Source organism: Kitasatospora sp. NPDC086009, assembly GCF_044540385.1.
GTDB lineage: Bacteria > Actinomycetota > Actinomycetes > Streptomycetales > Streptomycetaceae > Kitasatospora.
In genome coordinates this window covers 149,214-164,035 of sequence record NZ_JBITSA010000007.1, presented here as the reverse complement: position 1 = coordinate 164,035, position 14,822 = coordinate 149,214, and the positions used below count along the sequence as shown (strand labels likewise).

Genomic DNA, 14,822 nt, shown 5'->3' with positions numbered 1-14,822 from the left:
ACCCCGAAAACCGGGTGGACACGCTCCGCACACAGGCATGTACGATCAGCGATCACGGCGGCGCTCTGCCCGACCGCCGGTCCGGCCTGCCCCGGCCCGCCGGGGTCCGAACCAGGAGGTCAGCCATGCCCGATGCCGGTCGGTTCAACGAGTTGGGCGAGCAGGGCTCGCAGGCGGTCATGGAGGCGGCCGCGGTGCTGGAGCGCGAGCTGTCCGCCGGGCTGACCGACGCCAAGGCCGCCGGCGACCGGCTGACCGGCGAACACCGCGTCGACCAGGAGGAGTTCGACCGCCTGGTGCGCCGGGTCTCGGAGAACACCCACCAGCTGATCGAGGCCGTCAGCAGCCGTCTGCTCGGCAGCACCACCGGCGACGCCGCCGACCAGACCCAGCGCCTCGCCGCCAACGCGCACGACGTCCTCGACCTGCTGCTCAACCTCGGCTCGCTGGCGCCGGCGCTCGCCAACCGGACCATGGAGAGCACCTTCGGGCCCCGGCAGAGCCCGGCCGAGCGCCCCGGCGGGGCCGACGGCCGGCACGGGTGACGACCACCGCCCGGCCGCTCGCCGGCGCCGCCTGCGGGGCGAGCCGGTACTCGCCCGGCAGGCGGCGGACGTGCTGGTGCCCCCTGCTCGTGGTGCAGTGGCCGGTGGCGTACCTGCTGCGGCCGGTCCGGCTCTGGGCGGCGCCGGCACCGATGGCGGCGCTGCTGTCGGTGGTCGCCGCGATCTTCACCATCAACCCGGGCACCTGAGCGTCAGGCGAAGGCCGAGGGCCGGCCGAGGGCGACCAGGCGGTGGTCCTTCGTCCCGACGTAGATCCGGCCCTTGTCGGTGGCCGGCACCGAGAACTTGCTGACCGTGCCGATCGGGAAGGAGCGGCGCAGCTTCAGCGTGCCGTCGACCGGGACGGGGTCGTAGGCGCGCAGTTCGCCGCCCTCGCCGTACTGGCCGGTGCCGGACCAGATCACCCAGACCAGGGCGGAGGCGGACCGGGTGCCGTCGGAGGTGACGACGGGTGAGCCGGACATCTTGAGGAAGTCCTCGGCGCTCGTGCCGGCGCTGGTCAGCCGCGGGTCGCCGGCCGCGGTGACGGAGTACTTGAGGGCGCGCAGCCTGCCGTAGTTCTCGACGGTGTAGACGTAGCCGCCGTCGCCGCCCCAGACCGCCGGGTGGCCCCAGACGCCGCCGTGCGGGCCGGTGATGCCGACGGCGCGGTCGGTGCCGCCGGGGCCCTGACCCATGCCGCCGAGGTCGTCCCGGTCGAGCAGGAAGATCCGGCCGTCCTTGCCGACCTGGACCAGCAGGCGGGGGTGGGCGGGGGTGCCGAAGTGGGCGGCGGGCAGGGCGACCGGGCCACCGGAGCCGAGGTCGGTGTCCCGCTTGTCGAGGGTCGCGTTGTTGCTGGGGCTGAAGAAGTCCCGCGGGGTGAAGCCGCCGTCGTCGTCGACGGCGAAGCGGATCACCGACTCGCCGAGGCCGCCGGGCGGGCTGGAGCCGGGGCCCCGCGCGGGTGAGGCGCCGGCGCCCTGGCCGTTGGCGGTGGTGAGGAAGATCCGGCCGGGTCTGTCCGAGACCGGCCCGCTGCCGGCCATCCAGATGGAGGCCCGCTGGGTGTCGGAGCCGGCCACCGTCGACCAGAGGGTGAGCTTGCGGGTCCGGGTGTCGAGGCCGGCCAGGGTGCCGATGTAGTCGCCGATGCCGCAGAGCGAGCCGAAGCCGAGGTAGAGCCGCCCGTCGAGGAGCAGCAGTCCGGGCCGCTGGAGCGAGCGGTAGGCGTTGAACGGCTTGCCGGGCGCGTTCACCGGGTCCCCCTGGACGGTCACCGGCCAGCCGCTGCGCTCGGCACCGGTCTGCGCGTCCATGGCGTGCACGTAGTAGTGCGGGTGCCGGTCGTCCGGGCCGTCGTCGACCTTGCCGGTCAGGTAGACGGTGCCGGTGGCCGGGTCGTACACGGGGGTGGAGGTGGTGCCGACGTTGGGACCGGGGTCGGAGCAGCCGATCGCGGCGGAGCGCCAGGGGGCGCCCGTCGTCCGGTGCCAGCGGACCCTCCCGGTGGCCGCGTCGACGCCGTAGACGTGGTTGGTCTCGGTGGCGACGACCACGGTCGGGCCGATGACCAGCGGCTGGGCGAACACCTGGCCGTCGAGCGGGGTGCTGAAGCGGATGCCGAAGTCGGAGGCGTCGACCTCGCCGGGGGCGAGCCCCGGTTCGGCCTGGTCCCAGGCGGTGCGTTCGGTGGTGACGGAGACGGTCGTGACGTCCGCGTGGGCGACCGCTGCCGGGGCGAGCAGAGCGATGCCGGTGAGCAGGGCGGCCGCCCGGGCGTACGGTCTGTTGGTTCGGTTCATGGCGCCCATGCTTCGGCGGTGGCGGCAGGGCCACCAGCGGGCGTGGTCCAGTCGGCGCACCCGGAGCGGCTCGGCCGCCGCCGAAGGCGGTCATTCGCCCGACGGCGGGGGCGCGGTGATCTATCGTCGTCGCTGCACGCGTCACGGGGCGCGCGACGACGGAGGGCGAGGCACGGTGCGGTTCGCAGTCATCGGCACAGGGACGGTCGGGCGGACGCTCGCGGACAAACTGGTGGCGCTCGGCCACGAGGTGACGCTGGGCTCCCGGAACAAGGACAACGAGACGGCCGTCGCCTGGGCGGAGCAGGCGGGGCCGAACGGGCGGCACGGGACCTTCGCCGACGCGGCGGGCTTCGGCGCGGTGGTGCTGAACGCCACCGGCGGGACGGTCGCGCTGGAGGCGCTCCGGGCGGCGGGCGCCGAGCGGCTGGCAGGGAAGCTGCTGGTGGACATCTCCAACCCGCTGGTCTTCTCCGCCGAGGGCGAGGTGACGCTGGATCCGGTGAACACCGACAGTGTGGGCGAGCGGATCCAGCGGGAGTTCCCGGAGGCCCGGGTGGTGAAGGCGCTCAACACCCTGACCGCGCCGCTGATGGTGGACCCGGGGCGGCTCCCGGGTGAGCACAACGTCTTCGTCGCCGGGAACGACGCGGGGGCGAAGGCCGAGACGGTCGCGCTGCTGGGCGAGTTCGGCTGGCCGGCGGAGTCGGTCGTCGACCTCGGGGACATCGCGGGCGCCCGGGCGATGGAGATGATGATGCCGTTCTGGCTCCGCCTGATGCGGGCCTACGGCACGGCCGAGTTCAACTACTCCATCAGGCGCGCCGGGTAGCGCGCCGGGAGGTCCGTGCCCCGTCCCCCCGGTCGCGGGGGGACGGGGCACGCCGCTACCGGGAGCCCGGTCCGGCTCCGGCGGGTACGCGCTTCTCGGGCGCGTCCTCGACCGGCTCCGGGGTGCCCCGGGCCGGCCGGGGAATCCGTACCCCCGCCGGGGCGACGGCGCCCGGGCCGGCCGGGGCAGCGGTACCGGCCACGCGGGCCGCCTCGGTGAGCGCCAGCAGGCGGTCCGCCTCGGCCTGGATGGCGTCCTTGTCACCGATCTCGGCGTCCGGCAGGGCGTCCGGCAGCAGGTCCTCGATCAGCCGCAGCGGCCGGTAGGCGAGGCCGAGCAGGCCCCAGACCGCCAGGACGGCGCCGACCACGACGAGCAGCAGGCCCGCGCCGCGCCCCGGGCCGGTGCCGAGCACCAGGCCGACGGAGTCGGCGAGCGCGCCGCCCGGCCGCATCAGCGGCTCGAAGACGTGGTCGGAGAGCGGCCCCGCGGTGAGGAAGCCGAGCGGCATCATCGACATCGCGAGCATCTGGTTGGTGGCCAGCACCCGGCCCTGGAGCTCCATCCCGACCTTGGTCTGGATCAGCGCCACCCAGTGCGAGTTGAGGATCATCAACGCCGCCCAGAGGCCGAAGAGCCCGCAGGCGGTGATGGCCGCCTGCGGCCGGCAGCCGGTGACGACGGCGGCCACGCCGACCAGCGAGGTGAAGCCGATCATGCCGACCGCGCGCCGCCTGGTGCCGCCCCACAGGGCCATCACCAGCGCGCCCGTCAGCGCGCCGACGCCGCCGACGGCGGTGATCACGCCCAGCTGCACGGCCGAGCCGCCGGCCAGCACCATCGGGGTGACCAGCACCGTCGCGACGGCGAACAGGTAGTTGAAGACCACGAAGAAGACCACCATCGCCACCAGGCTGTGCCGGCGCACGATGTAGCGCCAGCCGGTGACCACCTCGCGCAGCAGCGGCTCCTCCTGCCGGTCGAACAGCGCGTCCGGGAAGCGGACCAGCAGCAGGCAGGTGACCCCGGTCAGGAAGGTCGCCATGTCGAAGAGCACCACACCGTGCAGGCCGATCAGCGAGACCAGCACGCCGCCGGCCAGGACGGCCATCATGTCGCCCGCACCGGTGCCGAGTTGGGCGAGGCCGTTGGCCTGTCCGAGGTAGCGCTTGGGCACCAGCTGGGTGATCGCGGCCAGATAGGCCGGGCGTTGGAAGGCCGAGCAGACCGCCCCGACGCAGGCCACCAGATAGATGTGCCAGACCTCCAGGAGGTCGGCCCAGAGCAGGAGACCGAGCGAGAGCATCGCGGCCGCGGCCACCGTGTCCGTGACGATCATGATCTTGCGGCGGTCGATCCGGTCGGCCAGCGCGCCCGCGATCGGCAGCAGCAGCACGGCGGGCAGCACCGCCACCACCGAGATCATCGCGAAGTCGAAGGCCGAGCCGGTCTGCTGGTAGACCCAGACGCCGAGGGCGAAGGTGGAGAGGCTGGTGCCGATCATCGAGACGAACTGGCCGATCGCCACCTTGGCGAAGGTGCCGAGCTCGGCACGGGCCGCCGGCCGCTTGGCCGCGACCTGCTCGGCCACCGCCCCGGTGGCGGTGAACTCGGCCAGCACCCGGGCGAGTTCACCGGCCTGGTGCTTGAGGAAGTAGTGCCCGGCCCGTGGGATGACGGCCAGGTCGACAGCCTCGCCGAAGTGCTCCCACTCGGCGTACCGCTCCTCGTACAGCTGGGTGGCGCGGTCCTTCTCGCCCACCACGCAGAGGATCGGCGCCGCGATCCGGGCCGGGCGGGCGTCCCCGTACGCCTGGGTGTAGAAGTCCTCCGCCTGCCGGACGTCGTGCCGCAACGCCCGTACCAGGAAGTCCTGTTCCTCCTGGTCGTAGACGTCGGTGAAGCCGCCCATGGCGCGCAGGTAGTCGAGGTAGGAGCGGTTGGAGAGCATCCGGTCGCCGGGCAACCGCTTGGCCATCCACTCGGCGAACCGGCCGGGCAGCCGGGCCGCCGGGAAGGTCCCGCCGAGGGCGACGCCGCGCAGGTCGACGCCGGCCGCCTCCAGCCGGGAGCCGAGCGCGGTGGCGAGCGCACCGCCGAGGCAGTGGCCGTAGAGCAGCACCGGGCCCTCGATCCGCTCGGTGATCTGCTCGACCAGGTGGTCCGCCAGGGCGCCGAGTTCGACGAGCTCGTCGTCGGGCCTGCTCGGATCGTGCCCGGGCAGCTCGACGGCGTACAGCCGGTGGCCGGCCGGCAGCGCGTCCGCGAGCGGCTGGAAGGTGATCGGACTGCCGCCGCCGTACGGCACGCAGACCACGCTCACCTCGGCGGCCGCCGTGCCGCGGGTCAGCCGGTGCAGCAGGGTGCGCGGTCCCTCGTCCCCGGCGCCGGCGGCCCGGGCGTCGAGCAGCGCGGCGAGTTCGCGGACGGTGGGGTGCTGGAACAGGTCGATCACCGAGAGGCCCCGGCCGATCAGGCGGACGGCGTGCACCGCGGAGAAGGAGTCGCCGCCGAGCGCGAAGAAGTCGTCCGCCGGGCCGGGTTCGTCGACGGCCAGCACGGTGCGGTAGGCGGCGGCCACCTCGTGCTCGGTGGCGGAGGACAACGCGCCCCCGCCCTCGGCCGGGCGGGCGGCGGCCGGCTCGGGCAGCGCGGCCCGGTCGACCTTGCCGTTGGCGTTCAGCGGCAGGGCGTCCAGCACGACCAGGGCGGCGGGCACCATGTAGTCCGGCAGCCGGGTGCGCAGCGCGGCGCGCAGGGCGGCCGGGTCGGGGGCGGCCGCCGGGTCAGCGGGCACCAGGTAGCCGACGAGGGTGCGGGCGGCGCCCTCGCCGCGCGCCACGACCACGGCCTCGCGCACCTCGGGGCGGCCGGTGAGTTCGGCCTCCACCTCGCCGATCTCGACCCGGAAGCCGCGGATCTTCACCTGGTGGTCGATCCGGCCGAGGAACTCGACGGCGCCGTCCTCCCGGCGGCGGACCAGGTCTCCGGTGCGGTAGCTCCGGCGGCCGTCGACCCGGACGAACCGCTCGGCGGTGAGGTCGTCCCGGCCGAGGTAGCCGCGGGCCACGCCGGCGCCGGAGACGTACAGCTCGCCGGGGACGCCGATCGGCACCGGGCGCCGCCGGGCGTCCAGGACGTGGGCACCGACGTTGCCGAACGGCAGGCCGAGCGGCGCGGTGGCGGCGTCCCCGAGGTCGGCCGGGACGGCGGCGCCGAGCATCGACACCGTGGTCTCGGTCGGGCCGTAGTGGTTGTGCAGCAGCAGGTCCGGGCGGGCGGCCCGGATCCGGGCCACCAGGTCGGGCCGCAGGGCCTCGCCGGCGCAGATCAGCAGCCGGCCGGGGAGGATCCCGGCGAGCCCGGCGCCGTGGGCCGCGAGGCCCTCCAGGTGGCTGGGGACGAGCTTCATCGCGTCGATCCGGTGGACGGCCGTGTAGGCCGCGAAGGCGTCCGGATCGGTCGCCTGGTCACGGGTGAGCAGGTGCAGGCAGCCGCCGCCGGTGAGCGCGCCGAACACGTTGGTGGTGCCGAGGTCGGCGGCGAAGGTGGAGACCAGGGCCCAGTCCCAGCCCCGCTGGTCGCCGCCGATCCGCTCGCGCAGCCCGTGCAGGTAGTTGCGGACGTTGCGGTGCTCGACGGCGACGCCCTTGGGCGCCCCGGTGGAGCCGGAGGTGAAGATCAGATAGCAGAGGTTCTCCGGGCCGGCCCCGGCCTCGGGGGCCGGGCACGGCGCCACCGGGGCGTCCAGCGGCTCCGGGACGACGACCGGGGTGCCGGCCACCCGGCCGGCCAGGTCGTCGGTGGTGACCACGGCGGCGGCCCCGGCGGCGGCCAGCAGCGCCCGGATCCGCTCGTCCGGGTAGACCGGGTCGAGCGGCAGGTAGGCGCCGCCGGCCTTGAGGATGCCGAGCATGCCGACGACCAGCGCGGCCGAGCGCTCGACCAGCAGCCCGACCGGACGGTCCGGACCGACCCCGAGCGCGCGCAGCCGGTGGGCCAACGCGTTGGCGCGGTTGTCCAGTTCGGCGTAGTCGAGGACGCCGTCGGCGCCCCGGACGGCGGGCGCGCCGGGGGTGCGGCGGGCCTGCTCCTCGACCAGGCCGTGCAGGGTGGCTCCGAGGTCCCAGTCGCGCGGGGCGCCGTCCCACTCGGCCAGCCGGCGCTGCTCGGAGGGGGTGAGCAGCGGCAGCTCGGCGAGCGGCCGGTCGGGGGCCTCGGCCATCGCGTCGAGCACGGTGCTGAGATGGCCGAAGACCCGTCGTACGGTCGGCTCGTCGTACAGCTCGGCGCGCCAGACCAGGTCGGCGCAGAGCTCTCCGCCGTGGTCGACGACGGCGACCGAGAGGTCGAACTTCGCGGTGTCGGTGCCGATCGGCCGCCAGTCGGCCCGCAGCCCGGGCAGGTCGAGGTCGGCCCGGTCCTGGTTGTGGACGTTGAGCATGACCTGGAAGAGCGGGGTGTGGGCGAGTTCGCGTTCCAGGCCGAGGGAGTCGACCAGCCGCTCGAACGGCAGGTCCTGGTGGCCGAAGGCGCCCAGGGTGCCTTCGCGGACCCTCGCCAGCAACTGCCGGACGCTCGGGTCGCCGGAGAGGTCGGTGCGCATCGCCAGGGTGTTGACGAAGCAGCCGACCAGCGGCTCCGTCTCGCTGCGGGTGCGCCCGGCGACCGGCGTGCCGACCACGACGTCCTGCGCGCCGGTGTAGCGGGACAGCACGGTCTGCAGGGCGGCGAGCAGCACCATGTAGACGGTGCCACCGGTCTGCTCGGCGAGCGCCCGGATGCGGCGGGTGCGCTCGGCGCCGAACTCGACGGTGATCCGCCGGCCGTCGGTGCCGGCCACCGCGGGACGCGGGCGGTCGGTGGGCACGGTGACGGTGGCGGCGGCGCCGCGCAGGCGCTCCTGCCACCAGGCCTGCTGGCGGGCCAGCTCGTCGGCCAGCTCGGTCTGCTGCCAGTACGCCACGTCGGCGTACTGGAGGGGCAGCGGCTCGAAGGCCGGTGCGCGGCCCTCCCGGCGGGCGCCGTAGGCGGTGGCGAGGTCGGCGAAGAACACGCCGATCGACCAGCCGTCGGCGGCGATGTGGTGCAGCACCAGGCTCAGCACCGCGCCCTCGGCGGTGCGCAGCAGGGTGGCCCGGACCGGCAGGTCCGCCGCGAGGTCGAACGGGCGGCGGGCGTCCTCCTCCAGCCGGGCGTCCACCTCGTCGGCGGGGACGTCGGCGGTGGCGAGGATCAGCGGGGCAGCGGTCAGCGGCCGCGGCCGGACCTCGCCGTCGACGGTCGGGTAGACGGTGCGCAGCACCTCGTGCCGGTCGAGGACGTCGGTGAGCGCGGCGGCCAGTGCGGCGGTGTCCGGCTCACCGGTGAGGTGGAGGGCGAGCGGGATGTGGTAGGCCGCGCTGTCCGGCTCGTACTGGGCGAGGAACCACATCCGGCGCTGGGCCGAGGAGAGCGGGGCCGGGGTGCCCTCGGGGCGGGGCGCGATGCCCCGGCGGGCGGGCTCGGCGGTGCCGGCGTCCCGGGCGGCCTTCGCGGCCTTGGCCGCGGCGAGCCGACGGCGGAGCAGCTCCTGGCGTCTCGCCTCCCGGTCCGGCCGGTCGCCGGTGGTGTGCTGGTCGCTCATACCGTCTCCCCCGTCAGTGCGCCGATGCCGTCCTCGGCGTCCATGCCGTCCATGCCGTCGATCTCGTCGATCTCGTCGAGCAGTCGCTCCTCTATGCGGCGGGCCATCGCGGCCAGCGTGCGGGACTCGAAGACGCTGCGCAGCGGCAGGTCGATCTCGAAGGTGTCGCGGACCCGGGCGGCCATGCGGGTGGCGAGCAGCGAGTGGCCGCCGAGCGAGAAGAAGTCGTCGTGCCGGGAGACCCGTTCGACGCCGAGGACCTCCTGCCAGAGGTCGGCCAGCAGTTCCTCGCAGTCGCCCTCCGGCGGAGCGCCGGCACCGCCGGAGGGCGGCACCGGCAGCGCGGCCCGGTCGACCTTGCCGCTGGGGGTCAGCGGCAGCCGGTCGAGCAGGACGAGCGCGGCGGGCACCATGTAGTCGGGCAGCCGGGCGCCGAGCGCGGTGCGCAGCGCGTCCTCCCCGACGGTGCCGTCGGTGACGGCGTACCCGGCGAGGACGGGACCGGCCGGGCCGTCGACCAGCCGGGCGGCGCCGGCGGTGACACCGGGGACGGCGGTCAGCGCGGCCTCGATCTCGCCGAGTTCGATCCGGAAGCCGCGCAGCTTGACCTGGGCGTCGGTGCGGCCGTGGTACTCCAGCCGGCCGTCGGCGCGGCGGCAGGCGAGGTCGCCGGTGCGGTACATCGGCGCGCCCCCGGGGCGGCCGGGCTCGGGGACGAACCGCTCGGCGGTGAGGTTCGGGCGGCCGTGGTAGCCGAGCGCGACACCGTCGCCGGCGATGCAGAGCTCGCCGATGCCGTTGACCGGGACGGGCCGCCCGGCCGTGTCGAGCAGGTGCAGCCGGGTGTTGGCGACGGGCGCGCCGAGCGCCACCGCTCCTCCGTGGGCGACGAGTTCGGGCGTGACCCGCTGGATGGTGGACCAGACGGTGGTCTCGGTGGGGCCGTAGAGGTTCCAGAGCGCGCCGGTGCGCTTCAGCAGGGCCTCGGCGAGGTCTGCGGTGAGCGCCTCGCCGCCGCAGAGCGCGGTCAGCCCGGGTCTGCCCGGCCAGTCGGCCTCCAGCAGCAGCCGCCAGGTGGCCGGGGTCGCCTGGAGGTGGGTGACCTCGCGCCGCTCCAGCCAGTCGGCCAGCGCACGGCCGTCGGTGGCGGTGGCGCGGTCGGCGATCTCCACCCGGGCGCCGGTGACCAGGGGCAGCCACAGCTCCAGGCCGGCGATGTCGAAGGTCACGGTGGTGACGGCGGCCATCACGTCGCTCGCGGTGAGGCCGGGTTCGCGGCCCATCGAGGTGAGGAAGTTGACGATCGCGCGGTGCGGGACGGCCACGCCCTTGGGCGTGCCGGTGGAGCCGGAGGTGTAGAGCAGGTAGGCGCGGTCCTCCGGCCCGACCGGGACGGCCGGCAGCTCCGGTGCGGCGGCCGCCTGCGGGCCGTCGACCAGGACGACGGTCCGCCCGTCGAGCAGCGCGTCCCCGGCGGTGGACCGTTCGGCGACCAGCAGGGTGACACCGGCGTCGTCGAGCACCGCCCGGTTGCGGGCGAGCGGCTGGTCGATGTCGAGCGGCAGGTAGGCGGCGCCGCTGCGCAGCACGCCGAGCAGGGCGGCGGGCAGCAGCCGGCCGCGCCGGACGGCGACCGCCACCAGGGTGCCGGGGCCGGCCCCGTGCCCGGCCAGCAGATGGGCCAGCCGGCCCGCGGTGGCATCGAGTCCGGCGTAGTCGAGGACGCCGTCGTCGGCGGAGACGGCCACCGCCTCCGGGGTGCGGGCGGCCTGGGCGGCGACCAGCTCGTGCAGACGGAGGTCGGGCAGCGCCGCCGCCGGGCCCTCGGCGGGCGCCACGGCGTCCGGCCCGGTGGCCGGGAGCATCGCCAGCTCGCCGAGCGGGCGGTCCGGTTCGGCGACGGCGGCGGCCAGCAGGGCCACCAGGTGGTCCAGCGCGGCCCGGACGGACCGCTCGTCGTAGCGCGAGGTGCGGTACTCGGCGGAGAGCAGCGGGCCCTCGGCCGGGAACTCCAGGAACAGCGACAGGTCGGTCTTGGCCGTGCTGTTGCACACCTCGGCGACGAACTGCAGGCTGAGGCCGGGGAGTTCGAGGCCGGCCACCGGGTGGTTCTGGACCGCGAGCAGGACCTGGGCGATCGGTGAGGCGGTCAGCCCGGCGGAGCCGCCGACCCGGCGGACGTGCTCCAGGAACGGGTAGCCGCTGTGCTCGGCGGCCTCCAGCACCACCGGACGCACGCGCGCGACCAGTTCGCGGAAGGTGTCGGTGCCGGCCGCGTCGAAGCGGAGCGCGACGGTGTTGATCAGCGAGCCGAGCACCTGCTCCAGCTCGGGCACCGGCCGGACCGCGAACGGGCTGAGCACCGCGAGGTCCGTGCGGCCGCTGTAGCGGTGCAGCACGCCGCCGAGCGCGGCCAGCACGGCCATGTAGAGGCTGGCGCCCTCCTGCGCGGCCCAGCGCTCGGTGGCCCGGATCAGCTCGGCGTCGAGCCGGCGGGCGATCCGGCGGCCGGCCGTGTCGTACGGGTTGGGGTGCGGGCGGTCGCCGGGCAGGTGCTGGTCGGCGTCGAGGCCGAACAGCCCGTCGCCCCAGCGCAGCGCACCGTCGCGGGCGGCCGCGTGGGCGCGCTCCTCCCAGCGGGCGATGTCGGAGAACTGCAGCTGAGGCTCGGCGAGTTCCCCGCCCTGGTAGGCGCGGCCGAGTTCGGCCAGCAGCAGCCCGGCGGCCCAGCCGTCCATCGCGGCGTGGTGGACGGTGATCAGCAGCTCGTGCCGGTCGGTCCCGGTGCGCAGGGCGAGGGCGCGCAGCAGCTGCCCCCCGGCGAGGTCCAGCGCCCGGGCGGCCTCGGCGCGCAGCGCGGCGTCCAGCTCCTCCTCACCGGCGCCGGCGAGGTCGAGCAGCGGCACGTCGACGGGGTACGGCGGGCGGATCTCCGCGGTCACCTCGCCGTCGCGGTCGGCGAACGCGGTGCGCAGCACATCGTGCCGGCGGACCACCTCGCTCAGCGCCCGGCCGAGGGCGGACCGGTCCAGGGTGCCGACGGCGCGGAAGCGCAGCGGCACGTTGTAGAGCGGACTGCCGGGCTCCAGCGACTCGTGCAGCCAGAGCTCGCGCTGGAAGCCGGTGGGGCGGGCGGGCAGCGCGGCCTCCCGCACGGGCGGGGCGACGGACGGACGGCCGCCGCCCCCCTTGGCGACCCCGACGGCGAGCGCGGCGACGGTCGGCGCGGCGAAGAACTCGGCCAGCGGGACGCGGGTGCCGTAGGCGCGCTCGATCCGGGCGAGCAGTCCGGCGGCGAGCAGCGAGTGCCCGCCGAGGTCGAGGAAGACGTCGTGCACGCCGACCCGCGGGACGCCGAGCAGTTGCTGCCAGAGCTCGGCGATCCCGGTCTCGACCGGGGTGCGGGGCGCGACGAACAGCTCCTGGTCGCCCCGGCTCCGGGCGACCGGCGGGAGCGCCCTGCGGTCGGTCTTGCCGTTGGGGGTCAGCGGCAGCCGCGCCAGCACGCCGACGGCCAGCGGCACCATGTAGCCGGGCAGCGCCGCGGCGCAGTGCGCGCGCAGCTCGGCCGCGGTGGGGTCGGCGACGCCGGGCCCGGGCTGGACGAAGGCGGCGAGGTAGTCGCCGGCCTCGTCCCGCTGGACCACGGCGGCGGCGGCCTCGACGGCGGGGTGGGTCGCGAGCACCGCCTCGATCTCGCCCAGCTCGACGCGGAAGCCGCGTACCTTCACCTGGTGGTCGACCCGGCCGTGGTACTCCAGCTCCCCGCCCGGCAGGCGGCGCACCAGGTCCCCGGTGCGGTAGCAGCGCTCGCCGTCGACGGTGACGAAGCGCTCCTCGGTGAGGTCCGGGCGGCCGTGGTAGCCGCGGGCGAGGCCCTCGCCGGAGAGGTACAGCTCACCGATGCCGCCGTCCGGTACGGCGCTCCGCCGCTCGTCGAGCACGTGGCCGGTGGTACCGGGCAGCGGGCGGCCGATCAGCGGCTCCTCACTGCCGCCCCGGTCGACCAGCGACCAGGTGGAGTAGACGGTGTCCTCGGTGGGCCCGTAGAGGTTGTAGACCCGCTCGACCCGCGGTTCGCCGTAGACCTGGTCGGCCAGCCGGCGCGGCAGCGCCTCGCCCGCCAGGTTGACCACGCGGACGCCGCCCGGCAGGCCCCTGCCGCCGGGAAGGGCGCCACCGCGCAGCAGCGCCGCCATGGCGCTCGGCACGGTGTTGACCAGGGTCACCTCGTCGCGGGCCGGCAGCTCGGGCAGGGCGAGGACGTTCTCCGCCACCACGACCGCGCCGCCGACGGCGAGCGGGAAGAACAGCTCGTAGACCGAGATGTCGAAGCAGACCGAGGTGCCGAACAGCACGCCCGCGACGTCGGCCGGCCCGTAGGTCCGGGCGGCCCAGCGGAGCATCGCGTTGACGCCGCGCTGGGTGACCGCGACGCCCTTGGGCCGGCCGGTGGAGCCGGAGGTGTAGAGGACGTAGGCGAGGGAGTCGGCGCCGCCGCCCGGGGCGAGCGGTGCGCGGGGGCTCTCGGCGTCGGTGTACAGCAGGGTCGCGCCGGCGCCGGCCAGCAGGTGCTCGTGGGCGCGGTCGGTGAGGACCACGGGCGCCTGCGCGTCGCCGATCACCAGCTCCAGCCGGTCCCGCGGGTAGGCCGGGTCGAGCGGCACGTAGGCGCCACCGGCCCGCAGGACCGCCAGCAGGGCGATCACGAGGTCCACCGTGCGCGGCAGGCAGACCGCCACCAGGGTTTCGGCGCGTACTCCTGCGGCGGCCAGGCGGCCGGCCATCGCGTCGACGGCGGCGGCCAGCTCGCGGTAGGTCAGCCGCCGGTCGCCGTCGATCACCGCCGTCGCCCCGGGTGTCCGGCCGACCTGTGCGTCGACCAGATCGGCCAGCGAGGCCGTCGGGTCCGGTGGAGCCAGTGGAGGAAGTCCCGTCGAACTCATCAACTCTCCTGAGGGATGGCCCTGCGCCGACTTGTGGTCGGCTGGAAATGGGCGGTGTGCCCTCGGAGATGGTGGGGTAACGGTCTCCGGATGACCAGCACATCTCCATCACTCGTTCGATATGCCGGAAAGATCACCTGCCCATCACCACGGAGCGGTACGAGTACGTGACGGTTCGTCGACGATTCCTACCGGTTGCCGAAGCCCGTGACATCCGCGCGCGGTGCCGATACGGTCTCCCCAGTAGCCGACGGTGCATCAGCTCCGGGGCGGCAAAGGGCCTTCGACCTCGGATGTCTTGACCTGAACCCGTCATTTCGGTGCCTGAAGCAGCGTCAGCCGACCACCCCCGAAGGCTCACGACCCCCTCGGCGGCGCCCGCCGTACGCGGCCGGCCGCACCACCGCCGCGCGACCGCGCGATCCGGCCCGCCTTCACGCGGTACGCACATGTCCGCAGCGGGTCCGCCCCTTCGCCCGGCTTCCGGCGGATCGGGGCGGCCCGGCCCCGTCCAGACACCCGGCCCGGCACCCGCCCCTTCACCCGGCCCGGCGCCCGGGTGCAGGGGCGGGACGGCGGCGGCCCCACGAGGGGTGAGAATGGACGCCATGTCCCGACGCCGCTCCGCGCCCCGCGCCGCCACCCCCGCACCCCGCCTGCTGCCCTCCTCGCCCTGCCCCTGCGGCCTGTCCGCCGCGTACGGCGACTGCTGCGGCCGCTACCACCGGGGCCTGGCCGCCGCGCCGACCGCCGAGGCGCTGATGCGCTCGCGCTTCAGCGCCTTCGCCGCCCACGACGAGGCGTACCTGCTCCGCTCCTGGCACCCCGACACCCGGCCGGACGCGATCGACGTCGATCCCACGCTGCGCTGGACCGGGCTGGAGGTGCTCTCCACCACCGACGGCGGCCGCTTCCACGCCGAGGGCACCGTCGCCTTCCGCGCCCACTACACCGAGGGCCGCGACCAGGGGATCCTGACCGAGCACAGCCGCTTCGTCCGGTACGACGGCGCCTGGGTGTACCTGGACGCCCTCTCGGTGGACTGACCGGCCCCCGGGCCGGGCCGGG

7 protein-coding genes are annotated in these 14,822 nt (G+C 75.4%); 4 read left to right on the top strand and 3 right to left on the bottom strand.

Going from position 1 to position 14,822, the window contains the following annotated elements; all coding sequences use genetic code 11:
- Positions 1-125 precede the first annotated feature (125 nt).
- Together ACIF6L_RS19500 and ACIF6L_RS19495 are read left to right on the top strand one after the other, a co-directional pair.
- The gene (locus ACIF6L_RS19500; protein ID WP_396486346.1) at positions 126-545 is read left to right on the top strand and encodes a hypothetical protein; all 420 of its coding nucleotides are present in this window, start codon (positions 126-128) and stop codon (positions 543-545) included.
- Complete coding sequence (locus tag ACIF6L_RS19495; RefSeq protein ID WP_396486347.1) at positions 542-754, top strand: hypothetical protein; 213 nt, start codon at positions 542-544, stop codon at positions 752-754. The genes ACIF6L_RS19500 and ACIF6L_RS19495 overlap by 4 nt, the downstream gene beginning before the upstream one ends.
- A gap of 3 nt (positions 755-757) precedes the next feature.
- On the opposite strand, the gene ACIF6L_RS19490 is transcribed toward ACIF6L_RS19495, so the two are convergent.
- The gene (locus tag ACIF6L_RS19490) at positions 758-2,350 is read right to left on the bottom strand and encodes a PQQ-binding-like beta-propeller repeat protein (protein ID WP_396486348.1); all 1,593 of its coding nucleotides are present in this window, start codon (positions 2,348-2,350) and stop codon (positions 758-760) included.
- A gap of 175 nt (positions 2,351-2,525) precedes the next feature.
- On the opposite strand from ACIF6L_RS19490, the gene ACIF6L_RS19485 reads away from it, so the two are divergent.
- Positions 2,526-3,182, top strand: a complete 657-nt coding sequence (locus tag ACIF6L_RS19485; protein ID WP_396486349.1) for an NADPH-dependent F420 reductase — start codon at positions 2,526-2,528, stop codon at positions 3,180-3,182.
- A 55-nt stretch (positions 3,183-3,237) separates the two neighbouring features.
- Here ACIF6L_RS19485 and ACIF6L_RS19480 read toward each other — a convergent pair whose 3' ends face one another.
- Both ACIF6L_RS19480 and ACIF6L_RS19475 read right to left on the bottom strand, forming a co-directional pair.
- A complete protein-coding gene (locus tag ACIF6L_RS19480) occupies positions 3,238-8,808 on the bottom strand; it encodes an amino acid adenylation domain-containing protein (protein WP_396486350.1) in 5,571 nt (1,856 codons plus the stop codon).
- Entirely contained in the window at positions 8,805-13,754 is a 4,950-nt protein-coding gene (locus tag ACIF6L_RS19475) for an amino acid adenylation domain-containing protein (RefSeq protein ID WP_396486351.1), read from the bottom strand. The genes ACIF6L_RS19480 and ACIF6L_RS19475 overlap by 4 nt, the downstream gene beginning before the upstream one ends.
- Before the next feature lie 608 nt (positions 13,755-14,362).
- Here ACIF6L_RS19475 and ACIF6L_RS19470 point away from each other — a divergent pair.
- A complete protein-coding gene (locus tag ACIF6L_RS19470) occupies positions 14,363-14,800 on the top strand; it encodes a YchJ family protein (RefSeq protein WP_396486352.1) in 438 nt (145 codons plus the stop codon).
- The last annotated feature ends 22 nt before the right edge of the window (positions 14,801-14,822 follow it).